Genomic DNA, 25636 nt, shown 5'->3' with positions numbered 1-25636 from the left:
GTAAGCGTGAGTCACGAAAACGCCCAAACGAATGTGCACGCCCACGACGCCGACGCCAGCAGGTCGGCGACCGACAAGTTGTTTCGGCGTTTTAAATCCAAGAGTGTCGAAGCTGATCGCAGCTTTGACGGGTCGGCGTTGATCGACGTCTGCGGCATCAACCATTACTTCGGTACAGGTGATGCGCGAAAACAAGTGCTCTACGACAACAATCTGCAGGTCCAGCCCGGCGAGATCGTGATCATGACCGGCCAAAGCGGGTCGGGAAAAACCACGCTGCTTACACTGATCGGTACAATCCGCCAGATCCAGCAAGGCGAAATTCATATCCTCGGCCAACCCCTCCGAGATGCCCGTCCCCACGAGATCAATGCCGTCCGCAAGCGACTCGGATTCATCTTCCAAGCCCACAATTTGTTCGGCTCACTAACGGCGTTGCAGAACGTCCGGATGGCGTTGGAACTGCAGCCAGCGAAAGCTTCTCGTAGTGCACAGAATCAACGCTGCTCCGAGATGCTCACCGCGGTGGGGCTGGGCGAACGCATCAACTATAAACCCAAAAGTCTCTCGGGAGGTCAGAAACAACGCGTCGCCGTCGCCCGCGGACTCGTCCATCAACCCGAAATTGTGCTCGCCGACGAACCCACCGCCGCGCTGGACAAAGATTCTGTGCGGCAGGTCGTCGAGCTCTTCCAGCGGGAGGCTCAAGAACGGGGAACGGCGATTGTCATTGTCACCCACGACAACCGCATCCTCGACGTCGCTGACCGAATCGTGAAGATGGATTTCGGAAATATCGCTCAAGACACGAACCTGGACGAAGCGGCGCTACTTGGCAAGATGCTGAAACGCTGCGAAGTATTTTCGCAGGTGTCCGTCAGTACCCTCACCACCATCGCGCGCAAAATGAAGCGAGACGAACATGCGCCAGGTGACCGGATCGTCACTTACGGAGACGTTGGAGACCGGTTTTACATGATCCGCGAGGGAGAGGTCGTCGTCAGCCAGCCCCGGGATGCTGACCGCCATGAGTTCCGCGAAGTTGCCCGGCTAAAAGAGGGCGATTTCTTCGGCGAGACCGCCTTATTGACCGGTCAAACCCGCAACGCCCACGTCGACGCCCTCACTGACACAATCACATACAGTCTCGATGCCCAAACGTTCAACGAAGTCATCGCAGGCCAGAAATCCCTCGAAGAAGAAGTTCGAAGCACCGTCTTTTCGGAGTAGCCACCCGGCTTGACGATCCCGCTGAGAACGTCAGAATAGGGCCCAGTCAGAAACCAAAATTGGTTTCCGAACCAGGAGGATAAGCGAATTGGCAAGCAGGTTGATTCGAAATCAATTGCTCCGTAAGGAGTTGCGGGTTCGAGTCCCGTGTCCTCCGCTTTTCAAAAAACACCGTCTGAAACCATGGTTTTAGGCGGTGTTTTTTATTGGCCCAGTCAACTGGGCCAAAACTGGGACAAAATCGTGTGTCTCACCGGTCAATGTCTTTGACCACTTGGCTATCGGCTTGGCATCACTCCTCGTTCATAGGTTGCTCATCGTCGGTGGCGGAACACCCGTCACTTCCCCCGAGCAGGTTCAGTTGATCCATCTTGCGGCGAGACTCCGCATCGTTGAGGTGGTAGTAGTGCCGCACCATCTCACTGTCCGCGTGGCCAAGCCAGTTCATGGTGATCCGCTCAGGGATTCCTGTGTTGGCACACACGCTGCAAAAGTAATGTCGAAAGCTGTGAAGCCGGCCATCTTCAAAACCTCGCTCGTTCTCGAACTGTTTTGGGAATTGCTTCATCAGTGGTGTGATAACCTCACGCACAAGAACGTTGCGCACGGTGTCAGATTTCAAGCGACCGCCGCGAGGCCCATGGAATATGTATTGGTCGGTCCTCGGGAGTGATTCAAGAACGGCAAGCAACTCAGCACGAAGGGGCAAGTGTCGAGTCTGACTGCTCTTGTTGGAGCGATGGCTATCACTCTGGTTGGCAAATCCGCTTTCATCTGCCACCGTCAGCATTTGCCGATCGAACCTGATGTCTGACCACTTCAAAGTGCAGAGTTCGTTGATTCGCATTCCAGTACATGCCAACCCGATAATCGCGTTCAGAAGCCAGCGAAGATTTGGCGACCGCTTGCAATGTTCAAGAATCGCGATCACCTCTTCAGACGTGTAGCAGTAAGCCCGTTCGCAATCTGCTTTCTTCATTGGCAGTTTAATGAGATCAGCCGAAAGATGCCCCTCTTCAATTAGCCACTTGACCGCTGTCTTGAGCAACGTGATCTCGCCGAGAATCGTTTTTCGAGCATAGCCGTTCTTTTCGAGATGTTTCGCGTACGCGATCAGCACAGCTTTTTTCACGCTTTGCCAATCTTCGATTCCTTTGGCAGCGGCGAACACTTCAAACTTGTCTAGAATCGCTCGATAGCGTTTTTGCGTCGACTTCTTCGTTCCGCCCAGTCCAACGGGACGGCCGTTGTAATCATCAAACAGTTTGCGACCATCCGCGATTGCTAGCGGTGAGTGCTGATCATGTTGGTCGCTGGGCTCAACTAAACCACGTTCCTCCGCAACAACGCGATCGAGGTGGGCCAGCTGCTCCAGCGCTTCTTCCTTATCGCGGGTCCCGAGGGAATGGCGCCCGCGATTCTTCGAGGTCGTTCGGGCGTCGGCGTACCAGACGCCGTTTTCTTTCCGCTGGATCAATCGCCATTCATAGAACTGGCAGCGGACCGTTTGGTACTTCGGTTTCTTGGGCATTGGAGCCTCCTTTTGTTATTTTCTGGCACGCTTCGACCATTTTGGTTTGGGTCCAGCTAGCTGCCTCGGTGGTCGCTCCTCGGTCGATTTGTCTTCATGTGGATCTGCAGACGCTTGGGTTGAAGCGGTCGAGTTCACGCGGTAGAGTTCCCACGGTGGGATCACGATGCGGCAGTTCGTGCCACCGCTTTGCCATTTTTGGATTAGGCCCGCCTTCAATCGCCGATGGACTGTGGAGAGGCTCAGGCCGCTACGGCTGGCAAACTCGTTGGGTGATAATCCGCGTTCATCAGAATTGACGGAACAGTCGGGATTGCGCATGGCACTAGGAGAACGAAACGCAGAGTCACTCATGCCGTGACCGATAGCAGAAACGAAGATATGTTTCCACTTTTCCGGAGGGTGAAATAGCGGCAACGCTATTTCGGAGGCGGATACTCAGCCGCCTTCCATCTCGATGATTGACCGCAGTTCGTTGATCGCCGGTTCTGCGTCCTCCTCCAATTCGAGCTCAGCAAGGATCTGATCGTTTTCGCGTCCTGATCGGATCATATCTCGGATTTGCTCAATCGCACTTGTCACATTGAATCCGTCTTCGTTGCTGGGGAAGTTCTCCAGAACACTTGTCCCAGGATTTTGTTGACTCGACGACAAGGTGGTATCGTCGGTTCCTCGAACCGATGAGGCATGTCGAAGTCGAGAAAGCGATACCGAGTTGACATCGCGGCCAAGATAGCCGGAAAGGTGAAGCACCCCCATCAGCCGCATCCAATTACTGAATGAAAACGGATGCCCGGAGATAAGCTGAAATCCCTGCTGATAGGCATACTTGGCATTTCGATCAGAGGTGCCTAGTTCGCGGGCGACATCTTTGAGAGTCATCGGAGCCAAGCGATCGTACACGCCATCGCGCCACCCTTCTCGTGTGTCCCATGCCGCCAGGTACGATCGCATTTTTGTTTCGCTCGTACGGGAATCCTCGATACCGAGTTTGCTCCGCATTGCGCTGCGTAAATTTGTAATGTCTGAGACGAACTCCTTACTTGGGGCCGAGGGGTTGTACAGAAGAAGTGGCAAGTCGACCAACACGTCGAGATCCGGGCATTTGAGGCCAGTAAAACTCGACAGTTTCTGATCTCGTTCCATCGATCCCGCTTCGCTTTCTGCTGCGTCCAAAAGCATGCCTGATAGAGTCTTCAAGTCACTTGAACTGAGTTTCGTTCCCAGCATTCTTGCGAGCAATCCAAAGGTTACCGGCCTAGCAGAACGCTTCAGCCAAAGTAAATTTGTGTCGGTATCGAACAGTTCTTTGGGTTCCAAAGCTGGATCGGAAGGGATTCCGTTGATGCCGAGCATAATCCCGGCACCATGGCAGAGAGGGGAATTCAGGAACAGTGACTCAGCTTCGCTTTCATGATTTTTCTGGAGAGCCCTCCACGTATTCCAAAGCACAAAGTAAAGTGGTTGACGACGGGTCGTCTCCCACTTCATTTCGACTGACAATGCATCAAGGTGCGATTCAGATCGGAGAAGCATCGGATGATCGTCGTGGTCTTCGTCGCGGGTTTTGGGCATCATTCAGTAATTGGTTCGAGTTCTAAGAGCTAAGTGGTCTCTCAAGTAATGATGACACCGATTCGACCGAAATTCGGGTGCATTTCCATCCATCAACCACGAGGCGATCTTTATCAATCGGGCATCACCACCCAGGCCAGTTTTTGCTTCCAATTTAGCAAAATCGCCGTCAAAAAGGCTCTCGCCCCCGGGGGAATCGCGCTTTCACCCCGCAAAACACGTGAAAACGATATCAAAGAGTGGTCGGCGCCCACATCTGCGGGCGCGCATGAATCGTTGATTTTGTTGTCATCCGTGCACCTACGCAACCGCTGATCCCCACGCGATAGATCGGTGGCTGGCAGTAACGCCATCGAGCCTAAGACGATTCCGCGTCATCCGCCGGTGGCGTATCATTTTCCGGTGAGTTCTGCTTGGTCTCACCTTCGAGCATGCGCGAGTCCGCTACTTTCTGCAACTCCGTCAATATCTCGGGATAGTTGGCAGCCAGATAGCGGACTACGCGTGCGTTGTCCAAAAGGGCCCTGAGATACCCGACTGAAATGACCAGGTTTAAAACGTTCTTCCCGTGGACCTCGTCGATCTGTTTAAAGTCCCTGGCCAGTGAATCCATTTCTCGCTCCATACGAGCCATGTCAATTGACGACAGCCCGCCGACCTCCCGTGAGGCAGCTTTGTCAACCAACAGATCGGCGGGCGTGGCCGCAATTAGGCATTTCGAGTAGCTGTCCGAAAAGTTGCTTGTCGCACACATCAGTTCGGCCATCTCAATCTGCCGCATGGGAACGACCTTTCGCAACTGAATGAACGTTGCACTCGTCGCGTTCTTCCCTTTCAACAATTCCACGGCCTCGGCGCAGATCCCAACCAACAGGTCCCGCTTCTTACGGATCAAGGCAACGTCGATGTCCAGGACATCTGCGATCTGGCTTTCGGCGACGCCACCCTTCACAGCCTTCATGATCATAAAATGTTCTTGGATGGCGGTTAGCCGATTCACCTTGTGGTTATACGTAAACGCCTCATCATCGAGAGCGACTAAGCATTTTACCGATTTGATTTGCAGATCCATCAAGGCCTCGTATCGAACGGTGCCATCCAACAGCATGAACTGCCCTCCGCTCCCCTTCTGAGGATGAACAACCAGCGGCTCAATCAGCCCAATCTGTCTGATCGACGCCAGGATCTGCCGGTACTTCACCGTGTTTTTGACACTCTTTGCAATCTTTCGCATGGGAAGAATGCTTGCCAGCGGTATTTCGCGAACCAAGGACTCGCATGCGAGTTGTACTTTGGTGTTCATACGAGTCGCGTCACTTTCGTGAGTTCGTTCACCAAATAGGCGGGCATGGTGTCCAGATTTTCCGTTCGTAGTAGGTCGACAAAGACTTTGTCTTCCACCAGCTGTCGGATGGCGGAGACAACGAACAGCAAGCGTGTCTCACATAATTTCGACTTCTGGACGACCAGACGCTGCTTTGCGGACTCGGCTTGGTAAGTCTCCAAAAGTTTCTTTCCCGACACGGGAGATACAGCGCGTCGTGGCCCACTGCGTAACGACTTCCCATCGGTTTGCCGCTTCTCGATCAACCGGCGTGTGGCAAGCAACTTTTTCCCTCGAAGGTCGTTTGACTCGTAAGCCTCCGTCAGCGCCCGCTGAATATCGTGATCGTCGGCGACCGCGATTGTGACGGCGACGCTAACCGGGATCTGCCCCCGCTCCACGGCCATCACCAGTCGCTCTTCACCTCGCTCAATCAACTTAACGATGCCGCGAATGTACGAGACTGCCAGATCGGTCTTCCGGGCAATGTCGGCGAACGAGTACCCGCGTTCCTTTAACGCTCCGATTTCATGGACCATCTCCACACACGATGGATTTCTTCGAGCCAGGTTCTCCACCAAGCTCATTAACAACAGCTTATCCTCCGAAACTTCGATGACGATCGCGGGAATCTCTTTCTGTCCCAATGTTTCGTAGGCTTCATATCGTCCTTGGCCGCAGACCAACAGATACTCGTCGTCAGTACCCGGTTTGGGCGTGACGGTGATAGGCTTCTTCAGACCGATATTGGCGATGTTGTTCGCGATTTGGCGAAATTTCTTTTGCCCTCGAACACGGGGATTGACCACCGTTATTTTATCGAGGGGGATCATTCGAATTTCTCGTGCGTCAGGAATGTTCATGCTGCCACCTCGAACTTTCGACGCTCAGACAACGACGTAAAGTAGTCAAGGCTGGCGAACTGATATGTGTCAAGGTAAACGCCGTTGGACTCGCACAACAGCAATCGTGGCGTTTGTATGTCCATGATCGGAAGCAGGTAGTAGTCGGCGACGTTCTCATTGGCAGAATCCATCCGCACGAGGATGGTGATATCCGGGGCCACCTTCTGTTCAACATTAATCAGCCACCGCAGTGACCCGGCCTTGGTCTGCCGACACCTCGACAGCACCATCGATGCGCTGTATTCCCCATTAATCATGAGCAGATCGGTGTCCACATCTTGAGTTACGGACGCGCCAGCGGCCCCCAAACGCGCCATCACATCGCCGATCAATTCGGGATACATCTCGCGGAGCTTTTGATTGATTTCGATGTACTCGTAGTTGCGTTCAGGTTCGTAGCCTGCCAGTCGATACGCGCGGATCAAGCTCCCGAACCGTGTCCGATAGGTCGACGAAGTCGGAACGTTGTCCGCGGCGTCAATTAGGCCTGCTGACAAAGTCGGGCTCTGTTCCATCAACATTCGCAGGCAGGTGATCATCTCTTCGTTGCTGTAGCATTTAGCTCGCTCACGGATAATCCCTTGGGCGGTATAGAACAGTTCCTGGCTAACGACCGCCTCGAAAGCGGCGTCTTTCCGAATCCAGATGTCTGGCTCGTTGCAAACTCGACGCTGTTTCAACTTGAACGACGTTCGGTTGTAAACATTGTTGCCTATGTATTTCTCGTTCGTGAGCAATTGGCGAATCGTACCTCGATTCCAAAGTCGGTCGAGGTCCGTGGTGATACCCTCAGAGTTCAATTGCTCTGCAATCTGTAGCTCACGCTGTCCTTCGACGACGAACATGCGGTAGACACGATTCACAATTTCGATTTCTTGCTCTGGCCCCATCACCAGAATCACTCGGTCGGTTTGCAAGCTCTTGCATTCGCCGCGAGCAAGTTGTGCTTTTTCTTTGCCCGTTTGATCGATTAGCATTCGGCGAAGTCCGAACCCCGCCGGGCCGCCCTGTCGGTAGCCGAGTTCGATCAGGCGGCACTGACCTTGAAAGACCTTCGTCGACAGTTCACGACTGTATTCGCCTGCCATCGCGCGTTTGACACTCTTGATGATCGTCGACGTTGGGCCGCTGTCATTCTCGAATTGTTCGGCGCAGTAGTGCACCGAGATGCCGGCTCGCTTACAGAGGTACTCGTAATAGGCGCTTTCGTCGGCGTCTTGGAACCGCCCCCAGCGACTGATGTCGTAGACAAGTATTGCTTTGTAATCCGCCACGCCGCTCTGTACGTCAGCGATCAGCGTCTGGAGGGAACGACGCCCGGCGATGCTCAAACCGCTCTTTCCTTCGTCGGCGTACGTTTTTACGATCTCGAAGTTTCGCTTTTCTGCATACGCCTGAATGATGTCATCCTGATTGGCCGTCGAGTACTGCTGGTGTTCGGTCGACATCCGCACATACTGTGCGGCTCGGACTGGTTTCGCGTCCGTTTGATTTGTGTTTGCGTACATGGAAATGGATCTCCGTGCCTTTGGCAAGTTGGGTGAGATGCGGCAGATAGGCCGTGACGTCACACCCAGTATGTCCCATCGCTGTTTGATTTCGGTTTGATTATCCATGATTCTGTGTTTGATTTGCGTTTGATTTTTAAGCAGTGGTCAAACTAGAATCAAACGATAGAACCCAGCATTAGAGCCATCGATCGCACTGGCCAACTCCGCCATGCCTCCCAGCGCGAGTCGATCTCGAAGACGCTTTGCGACGCCGCGGATACTTGAGTTTTCCCGTGGCCCTCCCCAAACGTCGTCGAGCAGCACGTCGTAAGAGATGAATTGATTTGGATAGCGTGAGATCCGTTCAAAGAATCGAAAGAGTAGCCGGTTTCCGAGAAAGCAACTCTGGCCTTTCCAAATCACCGATTGGGAGTCCACGTCAACGAGCGAATTGTGCAAGATTCCAAATCGTTGAACGACACGGAATGGCAACGACTCTTCGTCGGACTGGATTTCCTGATTGAGAAGCTCGATCGCCAGTTCGATTTGCTGAGCCACGATCGCGTGGCTTGATGCGAGTGTGGTAAGAGCCTCCCTGATCGCTCGCTTTCTTTCAATTTGCACGGTGATATTCCCGCCCATCCTGATATTTGAACACGAGATTCCTTGCCGGATTTTGAACTCGCCAACCTCCACGCTAGTTGGAAGCATTGGGAAGTGATGCAGCAACATGCTCGCTTTTGTGCGGCCGCCCACCTGAGGCAATGGAATTGTCTTTCACAGAGATGGATATGTCTTTGTGCCAAGCCGACGCCCAAGTCCGATCCCGCGGTTGGTCAAAGAACAACGCTCGCACCCAGACGAACTGAGTCACCGCGCTGTTCACGAAAAAAACTCACCAGCGAATCCCATTGCCAAACAGTCCACTTTCAGGAATCGATCCAAGCGTTGCCACCACTATCAAGCGTCACTCGATTGGGAAGCAACGAGTAGCTTTCTCTGGTTCGACCGGCCAGTGGGCGAAAAGCAAATATGACCGCGACGTTCGCATGAGTATAGGCTGCTTTGGCACCGGCCAGTTTCGATCAGCTCTTTCGATCATGCAAATTTCTCAACGCTGGCTCGAGTTCAGGATACCGAAATTCAAAACCGTCATCCATCAAACGCTTCGGAATCACATAGCGACCATACAGCACTAGTTCCGGATCCGTCCGCAAGAACAAGGGTGCACCAATGCGAACCATCCACTGAAACGCCGGTAAGCCGATTGGCACTCCCAAGACTTTGCGGAGGGTCCGCATGAAGTTCGCTTGGCTCTCTGGGATTGGCGACGACACGATGTAAGCTCCCGACATCGACTCGTCGACGATCGCTCGAATGAAGATTGTGTTGATGTCGTCTTCATGAATCCACGACCTTCCTTGCGTGCCGCTAGCCACCTTGCCGCCGAGTCCCAATTTCGTGATCAGACTCAGTGTCCCAAGTGCTCCTCCGCCGGCACCACGATCGCGGCCGACCACAAAGCTCGGGCGCAGGACCACGCCACGCTGCTGTGGCAGCTTACTTTCGGCGAACGCGGCCTCCCACGCCCGAGCGACCGTCGGCGCCAACCCAATTCCTTCTGCCGACTCTTCGGTACAAAAGGCTGACGGCGGATCGCCATAAATGTGAGCGGTGCTCATCTGCACCCAGACTGGCGGCGGTAACTCGACAGCCCGCATCGCTTTGCCAAGCAGCCGAGTCGACTCGACACGCGAACGCAAAATCTCATCCTTGTGGTTCGGCGTTTTGATGCAGTTCACCGTCCGGCCCGCCAGGTTCACCACCGCATCGACGCCGTTTAACGCCGCTGTCCAATCACCAAGCGTTCGGCCGTCCCATAAGAGATGCGACCAGCGACCACTGGCCTTCGGCTTTGTTCGCGACAGAATCGAAACCTCCGCACCCTCGCCGGCAAACGCTTCGGCCATCGAAAGTCCCAAAAAACCGCTGCCTCCTGCGATCACGATTCGTTTGCCTGTTAATTGTACATCCACTGGATATTCCAAAATTTGTTCACGTGTCATTGAATACTGGTGTAACCGCAAACCGAGCCATATTGTCACCGCCTCCGAACCACGGAGAATCAAACGCCGTCCAAGCATTACAATGGAAGATCAAATCCGGAGTTCGCGATCGCCCGAGTATGAACCATCACGACACCCTACCACTGATCTACTGCACCGGCACTCAGGTCGTCGCACGCAAAGAAGTGATGGCGGCGAATGATCGGATTGCTCATCCGGCGGGGGCCGTTGGTGTGATCGTGAAATCGCCTGTCGATCGTTCGCACGCTTACAGGGTCAAGTTCAGTGATGGTTTTGAAGCACCGATTCATCACGACCAACTAACGCGTCTTGCCGATTTCAAAAGCGATCAAATTCGCGTCAACGACTCACCGCTGATGAGTGCCGGTTTGTACGAACGTGTGATTTATCGCTGTGTCATCGGCTCGCGAGCGTACGGATTGGAGGATGATGCGTCCGACACGGATCGACGAGGCATCTACTTGCCGCCAGCCGAACTGCAGTGGTCGTTATACGGCGTGCCCGAGCAACTCGAAAATGACGAAACCCAGGAAGTCTATTGGGAGCTACAGAAGTTCATCGTTCTGGCGCTCAAGGCGAACCCGAACGTGCTGGAGTGCCTCTATTCTCCGATCGTTGAAGACGTCACATCACTCGGCGAAGAACTGCTTGCCATGCGAGACGCATTTCTGTCGAAGCTTGTGTTTCAAACCTATTCGGGATACGTCGCCTCGCAATTCAAGAAAATGCAAACCGACATCCGCAATCAAGGCCGCGTGAAGTGGAAGCACGTCATGCACCTGATTCGATTGTTGCTTTCCGGCACGAACGTCTTACATGAAGGTACCGTCTGCGTCCATGTCGGCGATCACCGCGAGAGGCTGCTCACGATCAAGCGAGGTGAGATGCCATTTGCAGAGGCCGATGCTTGGCGAATAAAGTTGCAGCGTGACTTCGAGTCCGCATTCCAAACCACCCAATTGCCCGATCGCTCCGATTACGAACGCATCAATACGTTTTTGGTCGAGGCTCGTCGGCGAGCCATCCACAGCGAACTGCCATGACCGACGCGACCAAGACAGAATGATGCAGCATGTCGAATCGCATCCGTTTCCGCTCATGTTCGCCACGATCAGCGGAGCCCACTTGTATGGTTTCCCCTCACCCGATTCCGACTTCGATCTGCGCGGCGTGCATCTATTGCCATTGGAAACCGTGGTGGGTCTTGACGGTTCCAATGAGAAAGGGGGAAAACAAGCGGTCGAGAAGGAGGGCATCTACGATGGCCTCGAAATCGATCTCGTTACCCACGACGCTGCAAAGTTCTTCGCGATGATGCTGCGCCGCAGCGGCTACGTTCTCGAACAGATCTTCTCGCCACTGGTCGTGTTCACCACGTCAGAACACCAAGAACTTAAGCAGATTGCGACTGATTGCATCACCCGGCACCATTCCCATCACTACCTCGGTTTCGCTGCAACCCAGTGGAAACTGTTCAATAAAGAATCACCACCGCGAGTCAAACCGCTGCTCTACGTGTATCGCGTCTTGCTGACCGGCATCCACCTGATGCGAACCGGCGTTGTCGAGGCCAACCTGGTCACGCTGAACGAGAACGCCAAGCTCACTTACCTCGATGACCTCATTGCCCAAAAGCAAACCGGTCCGGAAAAGGGAACGCTTAGCGCTGCCGATTTGAAGTTCCACGAGGCCGAGTATGAACGTCTCACAAAAGAGCTCGAAACAGCTCACGAGCAATCGACCCTCCCCGAGATGCCCTCAGCCCGACCCGCGCTCAACGATCTCCTTGTTCGACTGCGTCTGCGTTCCAAGCGATGAGTTGAACACCCATCGCCGAACGCGAACGACTGTTTGTCGAAGGCTACGGTTGCTCTTTCACAAGCTCTAAATGAACTTCGCTCATGGGGAACCAGAAGTCGTTCTTATAGCGAGGGTCGTTCGAGCGGACAATGTTTAGACTGATTTGCAGCTTTTTCAGGGCCGTTTCAAATTGGCTTTTAGTACAGGAAAGGCGGTTCATTGCTCGCTTGCGAAGCTCGCCTGTGTACGCCTGTTCTAACCGAATGAGTTCAAAGATCTGTTGTTCAAGTTGCCCCAGATGATCAACCGGCCTATGGAACTGTGGATAGTGTTCATTACGAAAGTGCTGCATTTTCATCAGCACTGCATCGCCCCCGATGACTTTGCCATAGAACACATCGTCGGGGTAGGTCTGAGGGATGCGAGTTTTCCAATCCCAAACCGCAGTGACCTTCGGGCTCCATCCACCCGCTTCGGGTTTCGCTTCGGACAAACCAGTATTGTCCCACAATGGTGGGTAAGGTGATCCTTTGCTCCCGAAGACCGTGCAGATTTTCTGTTCAAGCACGAATCGGTAAGCATCATCAAATGTCTTGAGTTGTCTTGGTTGCATGCGACCATTCTAACCTTGGTCAAGTCATTTGTCCGGTCCCGACAAGCTCTGTCGGAGTCGTTCAATGAACGGACCGGCATCCGACCGGATCTCTGGAACTGACGAATCAACATCGTACCGTGCTGTTAAACCCGTGCCGGAGTGATCGAAACAACTTCGGCCAACTCCGCAAATCGGCAAAATGCGTTGGCGAGTTTCATTTGCCTTGGCGTTTTGCACTGAGGATGAAACAACTTCGGTGACGCGACCATGATTGTCATGCACTTCGACCGACTGGTCGCCACATTGAGCCGGTGCGGGTCGTACAAGAACTCCATCCCACGCGGTGCGTCAGCCGCGGATGAACTTGCTGTACTGTAAAACACAATCGGAGCCTCTTGGCCCTGGAACTTGTCGACGGTCCCCACTCTTGCGCGATCGCCGACGGCTGCCGAAATTGCATCGACCTGTGCGTTGTAGGGGGCGACTATCAAGATGTCTTCGGATGTGATTCGGCGTTGGACACCGTCGATTCGTTTCCACGACGCCGATGATGCGTAAAGTCCCTCGACGATCGCCTGGACGACCTCAACTTCTTCTTCGCTTCGGTTCTGATTGTTTTCATGGTCGACAGCCACCAATCGTAATCCACTGCCGGAGAATTCATGGTCGCCCAATATCTCGTTTTCAAAACAATCTGCGTGACTGGTCAATCGACCATCGTAGAATTGTTCCGACGTAAACACGCAAACCTTGGGATGCAACCTGCGAGTTTGAGCCAAGAACAGTCCACGGTCATTCGGGATAGTGGCTTCGTCGCCGATCAAATGCCCCAAGACGGCGACATCCGAACCTGCGGGATGAGCCGCTCGCTGGGGTTGCTCCAGCTGCTGGGGGTCGCCAAGAAGGATTACATTCTTAGCGGCACGCATGGCAGCGAGCGATTGTGCTAGCGACATTTGTCCCGCTTCGTCGATGAACAAGTAATCGAGTTTCTGGTTCATTTCTTCACGAGACCAAAGCCACGCAGTTCCTCCAACAACGGTACCAGTGGCAACAGCAGCCACGGCAGCCGGATTCGAATTGAGGAGTTGAATGTGTTCAGATCCTTCCTGGTTGATCGCCGTTGTTTTCTGGGCAAATGAGACTTCACCCGCGTTATCGAAGGATGCGGCACGAACCAACAAATTCGTGATCACTTTATGACTGACCGCCGTGACACCAATCTTGAAACCACGACGAGCGAGTTCCACGATCATATGTCCGCCTACATGTGTCTTTCCTGAACCGGGCGGACCCTGAATGGGAAGAACGCTGTGGTCCATGTCCGCGGCAAGTGCGATGGCGACGTCGACATCGTCACCCGCAAGAGGAAGCGTCAGCGAAATCAACCTTGGCGGTCGTCGAGCCAGTAGGTCATAACGCGCCGATGGCATGAACTTTGGATCCCAGTATTCCTCGGCGATCTCACGACCAAGTTCCAACAGTGTCATTGGCATCGGCTCGGCACCGATCATGTCGTGCACAAACACCGACGAGGGGTGAAAGTCCACGGTTTTTCTTGTCTTCCTAATCTCAACCGTCCGATTGGCATGATTCACGCCGACGATCTCGCCAACTTTCTGCCCATCTCGATGCTGCATATTGTTTTTGGTACGGACGGTGTGCTCCTGTGGTGGGTATCGATAAACCGAACTCGGAATCGTGCCTCTGCCGATAGGTGGTCGCTGTTCGATGAACTCCAGTCCTGAAATGGCAGCATTCTCGTATAGCAAATCGTCATCTTCGAGATCCATGTGCCGGAACAATTCCCAGTAAGCGGTTTTGTCTTCTCGAAAGAAGTATTCAAGCAAGTGAGCCATCAGCCAGCGAGATTGCTCGACATCGGTTTGTCGATCATCACCGGCTAACGTTTCCAATGCGTCACGCACCGCTCCAAACTCGATATTTCGATCACTGACGGTTTCACTGGCGTCACCCGACTTCTTCGCAGGGCGAGGCACCTCAAGCCCATTGGCGATCTGGAGCGTGCGCTGACACTCGACCCACCGATGCAATCCCCAAGTAGAATTACAATCGTCCTCGTTATACGCCTGCACGAGCGCCATCGCTTCTTCGGACAACATCGAGGTGCCGTTCATTTCGATCGCGTGTTCAACTTCGTTCAACGCCTGTCGGACTTCCCGCAGATCCGCTTGCCGTTCAAAGTCGTAGAATGCTTCCAGCTTCTTGATTGAATAGCTTTCCACGCTCAACACCATACTTTGCCGAACGACCGCATAGAGATCAACAAACGTTTCTGAACGAAGCAACTCGTCGAGTTCCGCCTCGTAGAGTTGATGACGCATGGCCATCCGCTTCATTGCGGCTGGTTCATAGGGTGCGAAGTGGTAGACGTGGAAGTCGGGAAATCCATCGCGTCGACTGAGCAAAAACCGCATGAGTTTCGAGAACGCGGTTCGTTCTTCTGATCGACGAAGGCACCAGTCGGAGTGGTAGGTCAAATGTTCTCTCTCGCGGGAAACGTAACCAAACAGGTACTCAAGTACGCCGTCGGTTGCGTGAGGATCACCTTCAAAGTCCAAGTAGACGTCTCCGGGATCGGGTTCGGGCAATCGCAAAAAACCGATGGGCTTGGCTGCACTTTCCTCGTCGTTGGAACTTGTGTCAATCGGCAGGAATTCGACAATCCGTTCACCGGTATCGCGTCCCCGCAACTGAGTGTTGGCTTGTCGATGCACCTTCATGATCGACTCGCGCGAACCCGCCTTGGGACGTTCAGGTATCGGGTCGGCCGACTCGGCAAACGACCGAAGTGTATTGTTGCCTTGTCGGCAAACTTCCGCGATTTGGCTGGTTTGGATGCCAGCAACAAACGACAAATGATCATCACTCCGGCGGCGAGTGTCACAGTGCGGGAACCATCGACAAACGTCACAGTGATTGCACGGTTCAGGGTAAAGTTCATGAAGCCGGTCGTCCAGAGTTGCTCGGGCGAGTTGTCGTTTGACGAGATCAAAGTACGACCAATAACCATCGAGACAAAACGTCTCTTGCTCGAATTCCAGTTCTGAATCCAATGCAGCGGGCTTCACAACTCGAGCGATCTTGGGACGCCGTTCTTGAATCGCGGCCACGCAGTCCGAGTAAAGGCACAACTGAAGAATCGTACCCGCCTTCGTATCTTGCGAAAGTTTGGTGTCCGCGACTTCGTACGACCAATCACCCAATTTGCTCGGCTCATCTACTCGAATCAGAAAATCACTGCGTCCCGCGAAGGAGTCTTTGGCCAGCGATCCCTGGAAGATGACATCCACACCCTGATGCATCAAATCAGCCGTCGTTTCGATTTGCTTCGCATCGTCAAAGTCACGAAGTTCGACGACATTCAAACCTTGCCGATCGAGCATCGCTAAGTAGGCGGCTTCGTGAGCCAGTCCCTTTTCAGCAAGTCGTTCGAGTCGAGCGTTGTGACGAAACGGAACTTCGATCTCGCCGTCAGCACGTCGCATGTCGAGCGATGTCGCATGCCTACAAGCCAGAAAATTGGAAAGATCTGTGGCAGAGTAGATGTAGTCGTTGTTGATCTTTTTCATGCTTGCCCTGGGATTGGTGCGTGATGGCGGTTTGCTTCTTCGCCCGATTAAGTCCACATCTCAACGGGACCTAACAGAAAACTTTGGTCGACACTGAATTTCCGGTAACCGCTCGCACGATCGCCGCTGCGATTTTAGCACCACCTTCGTGCGATGGTTCAATGGGTGAGATTGGCGAGTAATCCGTCGGATCGTTGCAGAGCAAACGCAGGTCGATTAGGTCGAGGCTATTTTTGAACGCCGTCCGGGTGATGATGTCATTGATGATCGCTAGGCCGGCTAGCGAGGGATCGTCGAGTCCCGGCACACAGTCGTAAATCGTGCAAACAGTGAGGGGCAGTTTGAACTGAAGCAGTTTGCCAATCACCTGCTGATACTCACGCTCGAACGTTGCAATCGCCGCCTTCATTCTCCCCAACGCCGAGTACACGCTGTCACTTATTTCTCCCATCACCGACGATTGCAAGTACAAAGCGTCGTTGCCGCCGACGCTGATCACCAAGTCGGTCGCCGCTTCAGGAATTCGTTCGATTTGCCTGAAAACTGAATCAACAACAGCCCCGTCGACGGCAATCAGCGAAGCTGTGTCGGGCGATGTCAAATTCGCGAGCAAGTGCTCGTGGACGCTGTTGCCGTCGGGAACGTAGATCTTGTTGTCAAAGATCGAATCACCCAACAGACAGATGTGCTTGCTTGTGCTCATGCTTTAGTAGATCGTGAATGCGGAATACGGAGTTCGATCAATCTTCGAACAGGTCATCGTTCGCATCGCCCATCATGTAGTGGGTGTCGGTACGCGATTTCCAGTCGTTGAGCGAGAACTCAGCGCCCATCTTTTGGAGTCGCTGGGGCGTGGTCGCGTTGCCGTGATAGATGATGCTGGTCTTCTTCGTCGGCGACCAGAGCACGCAGCCACGTAGCACGCTGAAGTATTCTTCAAAGTCAGTTAGACCCAACTGCATCGCCGCATCCGGACAGAGGTCGTTGTGCGCGTCATCGCTGTCGCACAATCCGGTCGCCCGATCCGGTTCGCCAGGACGATGAGGGAACGCAACGATTCGCGAACCGTTGTCCCACCACATGTCAATTTGCGGTTGTTTGTTCAAACTCATGGTCGGTACGCCATCTTCCCGCATTTCGCATCTGGGCAAACGGTTACGCCTACTTAACTGGATCAGCCTTCGATTGGGTCCGTTGACCGAATCGCCTCTTCAATTCGCTCTCGGGCTGATTGTGATAGGCGTGCGAGCCCAATGCTTCGAGCGAGAGAAACTGCTGGATCGTCTTCGGCGAGAAGTTGTCGCCGTTGCCGGATAAGTCCCGTTAACTCTGCGATCGAGATTTCATCGACGCTGCGTCGATCGTCGTCTGATTTGGCAGGTCGGAAGTTCACTACTGACTGTGGTTCTTCGCTGGCCCACAGAAATCGGCCGGTCGATTCGTCCGTCGATACGACATCGCCGAGCAGTTCAAGAATCCGGGAACGAATATTGGCGTGCGTTCGAGAAAATCCGTGAGCACGGGCGACTTGTTTGGCGAGCACGTCGTCACGGATCGGTGCTTCATTTCGCAGCACCTCCATCGCCATTCGTTTCAGGTCCTCATCATACGACGAGTCATAAAAACGATCTTGATTGCCGACCGCATCAGCAAGGGTGATCCGTGCGTAGTAGACCTTCGAATCAGGCTCGGAAGTGGAGACCGGCATGAAATTTTCAATCGGAGATTTTGACTCTTCAGTTATGCTGAGAGCAGGTTCTTGATCGCCCGCTTTGTCTGTATCCACTTCAACCGATTGCGGAATAGCTCTTGCATCTTCCAGCAACAACGTGAGCTGTTGGTCAATTCGCTCGGTGGCTGATTTGGCGTCGTACCACCAGTCGGGCGACCACACTCGCACAATGTTCCAGCCGAGATTTTCCAATACCATTTGCCGCGTCTTATCACGGTCGCGGGCAACGGCACTGCGGTGGTAGGTTGCTCCATCGCATTCAACGCCTGCGAGGAACGCACCCGGTTTGTCCGGATGTCGGATCCCCAGGTCAACGCGGAAGCCGGACACGCCAACTTGCGGAACCACTTGCCAGCCCTTGCATTCCAGAGCTTCGGCCACGGCTTCCTCAAATGGCGAATCGAAACCGCCAACGCTTCCTTCGCTCCTCGCCGCGATAGCTGCGGGACCATTCTCCGCGTAATCGAGAAAAGCTTTCAGATCACCGACACCGCGAGCTTTGGAACGTTCTGCATTCAACTCATCTGCCTTGAACGAAGAGAACACGATCAGCTCTTGGCGTGCTCGAGTAATGGCAACATTTAAGCGCCGCTCACCTCCGTCGCGGTTCAATGCCCCGAAAGTTAGTGGAATGGTCTTGCCTGAAATATCCCTTCCGAACGTTATCGAAAACAACATAACGTCTCGCTCATCGCCCTGAACATTCTCCAGGTTCTTCACCACGGTTGGCTCGATGCGTTCATCGGCAAAGTACCAATCAAGCTCAGGTGAATCACGTTGTGCTTGGTCGAACAAATCCTGTATCAACGACTGCTGTTGACTGTTGAATGTGATCACGCCAAACGTCAGTCGCTCTTTCTCCGGCAACTCGAGATTGCGTATCATTCGTGCGACTGCATCGCGAACAATCGCTTCAGCCTCCTTGCGATTCGTTCGACTCTTCCCGCGGTCGTAGATCGCATCGGGAAGATAGACGAACGACACACCGCGGTCTTCAGATTCCGCCGCAGGAAACGTCACGAGTTCATTGCCGTAGTAGTTCCAGTTTGAAAATGCGATCAACGATTCATGGCGACTACGATAATGCCAATTTAGTTGCAACGTCGGCAGACCAGATGCTTTCGCCTCGTCGAGAATGCTTTCCAAGTCTTTGTCGTGATCTTCGATCCCATCATTCGTTTCGTCGTCATCCGTGCGACCAAAGAAATTGGTGGGTGGCAATTGTTTGGGGTCGCCAACGATGATCGTTTGGCGACCGCGAGCAATGGCACCGACAGCATCCCAGGTCGTGATCTGCGACGCCTCGTCAAAGATCACGACATCAAACAACGCTTGGTCTGCGGGCAGGTACTGAGCGATCGAAAGCGGTGACATTAGCAGACAGGGGGCCAGCTTCCCGAACGACTCGGGCATCGAGCCGATCACTTCACGAATCGACTTACTGGGACGGGTCAACCCGATTTGGTGCCGTAGTAAACCGAGTTCACTCTTCTTTGGGATGCCGTCGACAGGTAAGTTGTGAGCAATGGATTGCTTGGCCCGCGATGACGCTGCCGCGCGAGCCTGTTGATCGAGCGATTGGAAATCGACAATTGCATCCTCGTGTTTGAAACGTTGGAACGAACGAAGCACATCGTCGCGATCAATGACTCCGCAAATCCACCACCGCGCGTATGCGAGGCGAAAACGATCGGCCAAATCTTTTGCTTCGAGTCCGCCAGCTTCCAACTCTTTTACAAACTGATTCAGTCCAGCGGTCTTAGCCGCCTTTTTCACTTCACACCAAGACGTCCATCGCTGCAGGCTGCCTCGATTCGTTTCGATCTGGCGTGCTGTGGCAATGCAGGTCTCGATGATCTCCTGAGTCTCTGTTGTCAACGGCATCTTTCCGGAGACTTCCGCGAACGCCTTCGCACCGACCGAGAACGCCTGGGTCGCCTTGAGGAACTCGGCGGCGGTAACAAAAACCAGCGATTCGACGTTCTTCCCATTGATGTGTGGGTGAACCGCTTTAGAGATTTCGTTCGTCCTGCCCAGCAATGTACCTGCCGCGACGATCGCGCTGCGTAGTTCGCTAGCTTTGGCCAATTGCACGGCGACCTTACGTGTGTCTGTCTTCGTCGCATCCCAGTGAGACGTTTGGCCCGCCAACGGACTGGCCGCAATGGTTGCCAATTGTTCCCGAATGCTACGGATTTTCGCAATATCGGTAGCCGGATTCGCAACACCATTGGACGCGTATGTCTGCAATAGGCGAGTCATCTTCCGCTTCGCAAACCACGACATCGGAAAGAAAGACGAAACCGCCCGCCGCCAACCGCTATCGATTTCGTCTAGCGGAATCGCGTCAATCGAATCTGCATAGTCGGCGTTCATGGTTCCCACCGCGCCGTTGTACGCATCGATCGCATGCGTTAATTCAGATTTTGCGGCTGGGAATTTTGCAAACTGCTTGTGAAACAGAATCCGAACATCCTCGCCAGCGCAATCGATCAATGCCTTGGCGAGCCGATTGAGTCCATCCATTTCGGCAATCGAGCAATCCGGCCGCTGACCGATGCCGATTGCCTTCGCGAATGATCCCATTGCATTGCGAAAGTTTGTCGCCACAGTTTTCAGCTGTCCACACTGGGCCAGCAGCGATTGTTCCCACGAGGCGGACCATTGAGTTTGCTTCACCATCGGCAGCGTTAACGTCAGGTCAATTTCGCCATAAGTGAGTGAAAGTTTGTCGACGGTGCGAGCGAGATTTTGATAGGCATCGCTGTCATGCTGGGCGGTACTAGCCCACTCGAAGTGGGGCGTGGGCTGGTCGCCTCCTTTGACGCAGGTGCCCATTGCTTCAAAGGCGGTCCATCCGTTGGGATGCGAGCGGTGGATCGAAACCACGTAGGCGTTCAATTCGTCACGGCGAATTTTCAGTCGTTCGCTGATGTTGAGCCAGTCGTTCTGGCTGGCTCGTCGATTGTTTTGCCACGCAGAATCTAACTGACCGAGGAACTTTCGACGCTCGGCTTTATTGCTGTGCAGTTCCAAACAGCAATCACCAAGACCGTGTTCTTTTAGTCGCCGGTAAACAACGTCCAAGGCCGCCGTTTTTTCTGCGACAAACAAGACTGTCTTTCCGATCGCCAAGCACTGCGAAATCATATTCGCAATCGTTTGGCTTTTGCCCGTCCCTGGCGGCCCGACCAGCACAAAATCTTGCCCTTCCGATGCGGCCATGACGGCTGCTAACTGAGAGGAATCTGCGGGTAGTGGGTGATAAATATCTTTGGGTTCAAATTGGGCGTCTATCTGCTGCGGGTTCGGAATCGAGCCACTTGCCGATTCAAACGGTTTTTCTGGATTGTCGATCAAGTGACGGACAACTCGGTTCTCTTTCAATTGGCCGATGCGATCGACGAGGTCTTTCCACATCAGATATTTTGCAAACGAAAACGTTCCAATCGCCGATTCGTCAACAACTTCGAAGCCAGGGATGTCGCGGACCTCACGTCTCATTCTCTCTAGGATTTGCGGGACATCGACACCGCTTTCATCGCACGGAAGATCCGACTCAAAGAAGGACAGGTCGCGATCAAAGTCCTTTTTGAGCAGTTGGATCAGCGTTGCGTTGAACCGAACATCGTCCTCATGCAGCGTCAGGTGGAATGGCGACAATGCACTCTTGCGAGTCAGTTTGACCGGGACCAGCAGCAACGGGGCTCGATAGGATTTGGCGTCATCCGGCTTTTGCTTCCACTTCAAAAAGCCGACCGCGAGAAACAAAGTGTTTGATCCACCTTCGGCCAGGTCATTTTTGACGTTTCGATAGATCGTGGTTAATCGCCCCGACAATTCTTGCTCAGAAAGCACACACGAAATTTCATCGTCATTTAATGCCCCGCGTGCGAACTCCGTATCAAGATCTTGGTTAGTTCGTTGCCGGTGCGTTTCCGCGTCTCGTTCACCAAGCGGATTGTGCTGCGGCAGTGAGATCAATCGTAGTTTTTTGCCTGCTGCCAAACGATCTTCGAGCAGTGAAATATCTGGGCAAAGAATGGGAACGCATTGTTTGTTCGGCTTGAAGTTCAACAAACGATTGCGAAGCGAAAGGTCCAGCAATTTTCGTTGCCAGCGGTCGATGCGACCTTCCGGTGTCACAGGTTTGTCATCGGATTCCTCTAACTCTATGTCATTGATCGCTGGTGCTGCTGGCAACGGAAGCGGCCCCCGCTCTTCTTGCGACTCGTCGGTAGATTGCGATGCGGCTTGATGCGAAGCGAGTGGTCGGATCTGAGCGGTCCTCGCCCGGCCAATGTCGATCGTCGCTTGGTATTCGTTTTCTTTGGCTTCGCTCGTCGATGCAGCGGCGGCTTTCACCGCGTCTTCAAACCGTGCCGGCGTCTGCCCCGTGACAAGAGTCGTCTCAAACGTGATAAGTTCTTTTGCCGCGATCGCTTTGCGAATCTCGCTGCTGTCTCGTTCGATCATTTGTCCGAAAGTCTTTTGAACCAGCCACGCGCCAGCAAAACAGTGGCCTTCGACCATCACCACGACGGGGTTAAGTCCAACGGCTTCGATCGCAGCGGCAAACAATAATGTGCTGTCCAAGCAAGTTGCCAATCCATCCGCCAGCACGGTGGCCGGCCGACGTGTCTTCTGGCCCACCAACTCAAAGCTTGATGGTGGGTTTGCGTAGGTTAATGAACGTGAAGCCACGGCGGACCACAGCGCCGCGACCAACATGTACGCACGACGCGGGTCACGGCTTTGGTAACCATCCAATGCCGAGTCGTGGCCGTGCTTCGCCAACACTTCGCTCGCGATTTTCAGTACTTTCGCAATCGCCGGATCGTTCGGCATCACGAACGCGGCCAACAACTCGCCACCCGAATTTAAACCACCCCACTCGTCTCTCGCCAGCACGCGCAGTTCTTTCTCGGCCGTCGCGACCACCGCATCACCGCAGGTGAGGGTGAACGTCAGAATGCCGCGTTCGGCTTCGTTCAGTCCGTTCAAGTAATCAGCGTCCAATTGCAAATCACGATCGCGTGGCAAACTCGCTGATTTCGCATCCACCCGATCCAAGACCCACTGTTTGGGCCGAATAAACGCTGGCGAAGACGCGACCGACAACCGCAAATTTTGAATCGCTTCACCGGTGTCGTTTTGAACATGCAGCGATTTCAGCAGCGGGACAGAATTCTGCCAGGACGCGTAGTTCAAGCAATCAGCGATGTCCGGATGAATGGAAATGGTTCCCAGCATTTCCGGGTTCAGTTGGTCGGTCATAGTATTATTTCTGGCCCTGGTTTTCGTTATTCACAAGCTGCGAGTATAGGTTGCCGGGACACGATCAACACCACACCAGAGCCGTCAAATCGGGAACGGCAATCCAAAAAGATCGAAGGTAGCGATCAGGATGACTTTTCAGTGTTGGCGCGACGGACAATTCCTCCACCTTTAAGTCCAGTTCGTAGCCTGTCTTACACCAACGGCGGATTGGTCAGCGGCTTGGCACTGGCCTGATGAACCGAAACCTCCGAGTACTCGATAGCCGGAGCTGCAAGTCCTTCGATCGTCGGCATCGACGTACCGATGATGCCTTGCAGATCGCCATAGAGTCCGGCAGTGTTCAGCAACGCCCTTTGCAGTTGCTTTTCACGCTTCGACCAAATCCGTTGCATGGATCGCCGTTCAGATTCCAAGTCGGTCTGCATGGTCACGAACGCCTCGACCACACCCTCCACGCGTTGCTGGAACTCTCGTCCTGCTAGGTAGTTGTAGACAAGCTCCATCTTCTCGTTTTGCCCTTGTACAGCCAGCTTGCTCTTTCCGAGCTCAACGAGCCCAACACGGAGCGCGGTAGCGAGTCCGGCAACGGAGGACCAATTGCAAACCCAAACTCCGTCGATCAAGCCGAAGCTGCGGATGCCCGGCGGTAAAACCTCAGTGACGATCACGACGCATCCTGCACGTGCTGCCCGTTGGTCGTCACGTGCTTTGGCAAGCCAAGCATTGCTCCAATTCTTGGTGCGTTTTGACTCCCAAAGCATCTCGCCGCAGCACAAGCCACTTGTATCGTAGACCCTTTGAGTTGCGTCGCCGCCATGAACGCCCTTTGCAACCGGATCAATCGAATCCACCGGAAACAACGTACGCAACAGATCCTCCAGCGCGAGTTCCTGAACTTCACCTTGAAGTTGCTGTGATCCCTGCTCGGTTTTGCGTTGCAGTTCCTTCAGTTTTACTGCCATCTCTGAAATCGTTTTGTCTTTCTCGGCTTGCTTCAGCTGATGCTCTTCGTCCGATTGCAACTTGGTCTCTTCAACGATTTTGTTTCGCTCGGCATCCAATTGGCGAGCTACTTCCAGCGTCAACGCTTCCTTTTCCGACTGAAGCTGGCGCTGTTGTTTACGCAGCTCTAACTCGTTCGTACGAGCAGTGTTGAGGGTTTCTGCCAGCTCCTTCAGTTGTGCGTCGCGATCAGCCATCTCGACCGCGACGGCCGCAGCAGCCTTTTGATTTGCCTCGGCCAGCAACGAGAGTCGCTGCTCGTCGACACGCTGACGGATCTGTTCAGCCAGCGTGTCTCGCTGTTTCTCCAGCGACTCACGCTGCAGGGCAACCTCGTTCTGCTGATCTTCGAGTTGTCGCCGAAGTTTCGTAGTTTCGACATCCAGTTCGCCACGGATCTGAGAGGCGACCTGCGTCCGCATCAATTCGGTGAGTTCGATCTCGTGATTGCAGTTGGGGCAAGCGAGGCTGTTATTCAAAATTCTTTTTCCGTTTGAATGAGATGAAGTGTTCATGTCAACCAGTAACGGGCATAATGGAAATCCGTCCGGAAAAGGCAGTCGGTTTCCCGCAACCCGAAAGCGAAAGTGTCGGATTGTCCGCTGGCTCCAAAAGACCCCTCGCTCACGGGTTCGGGTTTGGATTAATCAAACAACGTGTTGCAACATGCGTCGTCAACGCGACGTATTCAGCTTCCCAATTGCATCGCAGAGTTGTTGCAGGATCTTGAGCTTCACTTCGCTGCCTTCATACTCCGTCAGTTGGAGTGGCTTCTTGTGCCGCGAATTCTTTCCATACCGCTTTCCAAGTATCGCGGCCACGAATCTCTCGATTCGCGTCCAATCTTGTTTGCGTTTGGGATCTTCTCCATGTGCGCCATGATTTCGCAGTAGAAAAAGGACTTCGATTACCTCTTTGTCATCTCCCATCTCGTGGTAGATCTGAAGATGGGCTGTTTTACGGCATGGCTTTTCTCCCATGCGTTCGAGGTCCAGTCGGACCTTCTCGGAGAATATCTCTTTTTTGAAATCCAAGCCTTCCGTCGTACAACAAATCAGCTCAACCGCAAATTTTGAGATCACTGCCCAGACTCGGTCTGTGGTTGCCGCCTTGATAGGGGCAGCCAAGTCTGATCTTGCGCGTCGAAGATTGGTAGTCGCGATCTTGGTAAAAACTCGCTCTTTCGTCTCCTGCCATGACGCAGTCTCGTGTAGATCAATCAGGTGGTCAAACTCGGCGAGTAGCTGGATCAAAAACGACTGACGAAGTTTTGACCAGAGAATCTATCCTGCGTGTCTTCCAATTCCACCACAACAATCTTGCGATCGCTGGCGGGACTCGAACCCGCAAGGCCCGTAGGCCACAGAAGCCCATGTACTCCAAATCGGCAGTCAGTCGTGTTTTGTTAATGGCGACGAGGTAATGACTCAGATCACTAACGTGTAGGAATCGAACCTACCGATCGTGTTTTCACGATCTCCAGACTCACTGG

18 protein-coding genes and 1 tRNA gene are annotated in these 25636 nt (G+C 53.6%); 4 read left to right on the top strand and 15 right to left on the bottom strand.

The genetic code is table 11. From position 1 onward, the window contains the following. The first annotated feature begins 6 nt into the window (after positions 1-6). Positions 7-1230, top strand: coding sequence for an ATP-binding cassette domain-containing protein (locus tag Poly21_RS02100; protein WP_302117260.1), 1224 nt, complete (start codon positions 7-9; stop codon positions 1228-1230). Positions 1231-1304: 74 nt separating this feature from the next. Then, a tRNA-Ser gene (locus Poly21_RS02095) sits at positions 1305-1387 on the top strand. A 135-nt stretch (positions 1388-1522) separates the two neighbouring features. On the opposite strand, the gene Poly21_RS02090 is transcribed toward Poly21_RS02095, so the two are convergent. From Poly21_RS02090 to Poly21_RS02060, 8 genes are all read right to left on the bottom strand, one after another. Then, complete coding sequence (locus Poly21_RS02090; RefSeq protein WP_146405376.1) at positions 1523-2761, bottom strand: tyrosine-type recombinase/integrase; 1239 nt, start codon at positions 2759-2761, stop codon at positions 1523-1525. 438 nt (positions 2762-3199) lie between these two features. After that, positions 3200-4339 carry a hypothetical protein gene (locus Poly21_RS02085; RefSeq protein ID WP_146405375.1) on the bottom strand — a complete coding sequence of 380 codons (1140 nt, stop codon included), beginning with the start codon at positions 4337-4339 and terminating at the stop codon, positions 3200-3202. A gap of 355 nt (positions 4340-4694) precedes the next feature. After that, complete coding sequence (locus Poly21_RS02080; RefSeq protein ID WP_146405374.1) at positions 4695-5639, bottom strand: plasmid partitioning protein RepB C-terminal domain-containing protein; 945 nt, start codon at positions 5637-5639, stop codon at positions 4695-4697. Then, positions 5636-6523 (bottom strand): plasmid partitioning protein RepB C-terminal domain-containing protein, encoded by an 888-nt coding sequence (locus Poly21_RS02075; protein WP_146405373.1) that lies wholly within the window; start codon positions 6521-6523, stop codon positions 5636-5638. The genes Poly21_RS02080 and Poly21_RS02075 overlap by 4 nt, the downstream gene beginning before the upstream one ends. Next, positions 6520-8073, bottom strand: coding sequence for a recombinase family protein (locus tag Poly21_RS02070; protein ID WP_146405372.1), 1554 nt, complete (start codon positions 8071-8073; stop codon positions 6520-6522). Before Poly21_RS02070 ends, Poly21_RS02075 begins: the two co-directional genes overlap by 4 nt. 147 nt (positions 8074-8220) lie before the next feature. Continuing rightward, entirely contained in the window at positions 8221-8679 is a 459-nt protein-coding gene (locus tag Poly21_RS02065) for a hypothetical protein (RefSeq protein ID WP_302117257.1), read from the bottom strand. A gap of 73 nt (positions 8680-8752) precedes the next feature. After that, positions 8753-8929 carry a hypothetical protein gene (locus Poly21_RS26950; protein ID WP_302117256.1) on the bottom strand — a complete coding sequence of 59 codons (177 nt, stop codon included), beginning with the start codon at positions 8927-8929 and terminating at the stop codon, positions 8753-8755. A 211-nt stretch (positions 8930-9140) separates the two neighbouring features. Further along, positions 9141-10121 carry an epimerase gene (locus Poly21_RS02060; RefSeq protein WP_146405371.1) on the bottom strand — a complete coding sequence of 327 codons (981 nt, stop codon included), beginning with the start codon at positions 10119-10121 and terminating at the stop codon, positions 9141-9143. A gap of 119 nt (positions 10122-10240) precedes the next feature. Between Poly21_RS02060 and Poly21_RS02055 the strand changes: the two genes are divergently transcribed. Both Poly21_RS02055 and Poly21_RS02050 read left to right on the top strand, forming a co-directional pair. Then, the gene (locus Poly21_RS02055; RefSeq protein ID WP_146405370.1) at positions 10241-11185 is read left to right on the top strand and encodes a nucleotidyltransferase domain-containing protein; all 945 of its coding nucleotides are present in this window, start codon (positions 10241-10243) and stop codon (positions 11183-11185) included. Continuing rightward, positions 11133-11960, top strand: a complete 828-nt coding sequence (locus Poly21_RS02050; RefSeq protein ID WP_436967484.1) for a nucleotidyltransferase domain-containing protein — start codon at positions 11133-11135, stop codon at positions 11958-11960. Before Poly21_RS02055 ends, Poly21_RS02050 begins: the two co-directional genes overlap by 53 nt. 43 nt (positions 11961-12003) lie before the next feature. On the opposite strand, the gene Poly21_RS02045 is transcribed toward Poly21_RS02050, so the two are convergent. From Poly21_RS02045 to Poly21_RS02015, 7 genes are all read right to left on the bottom strand, one after another. Then, positions 12004-12555 carry an AlkZ-related protein gene (locus Poly21_RS02045; protein ID WP_146405368.1) on the bottom strand — a complete coding sequence of 184 codons (552 nt, stop codon included), beginning with the start codon at positions 12553-12555 and terminating at the stop codon, positions 12004-12006. Positions 12556-12680: 125 nt separating this feature from the next. Further along, the gene (locus tag Poly21_RS02040; RefSeq protein ID WP_146405367.1) at positions 12681-16130 is read right to left on the bottom strand and encodes a TM0106 family RecB-like putative nuclease; all 3450 of its coding nucleotides are present in this window, start codon (positions 16128-16130) and stop codon (positions 12681-12683) included. A 70-nt stretch (positions 16131-16200) separates the two neighbouring features. Further along, positions 16201-16833, bottom strand: a complete 633-nt coding sequence (locus tag Poly21_RS02035; RefSeq protein WP_146405366.1) for an SGNH/GDSL hydrolase family protein — start codon at positions 16831-16833, stop codon at positions 16201-16203. 37 nt (positions 16834-16870) lie between these two features. Then, positions 16871-17242, bottom strand: coding sequence for a hypothetical protein (locus Poly21_RS02030; protein WP_146405365.1), 372 nt, complete (start codon positions 17240-17242; stop codon positions 16871-16873). 62 nt (positions 17243-17304) lie between these two features. Beyond that, positions 17305-23139: an anti-phage protein ProA gene (proA, locus tag Poly21_RS02025; RefSeq protein WP_146405364.1), complete on the bottom strand. Its 5835-nt coding sequence runs from the start codon at positions 23137-23139 to the stop codon at positions 17305-17307. Between the two features lie 194 nt (positions 23140-23333). Then, positions 23334-24623: a DUF2130 domain-containing protein gene (locus Poly21_RS02020; RefSeq protein WP_302117250.1), complete on the bottom strand. Its 1290-nt coding sequence runs from the start codon at positions 24621-24623 to the stop codon at positions 23334-23336. A gap of 195 nt (positions 24624-24818) precedes the next feature. Continuing rightward, complete coding sequence (locus Poly21_RS02015) at positions 24819-25397, bottom strand: hypothetical protein (RefSeq protein WP_146405362.1); 579 nt, start codon at positions 25395-25397, stop codon at positions 24819-24821. Positions 25398-25636: the final 239 nt, after the last annotated feature.

The organism is Allorhodopirellula heiligendammensis, assembly GCF_007860105.1.
Lineage (GTDB): Bacteria > Planctomycetota > Planctomycetia > Pirellulales > Pirellulaceae > Rhodopirellula > Rhodopirellula heiligendammensis.
This window is presented reverse-complemented; position numbering and strand designations above follow the sequence as displayed.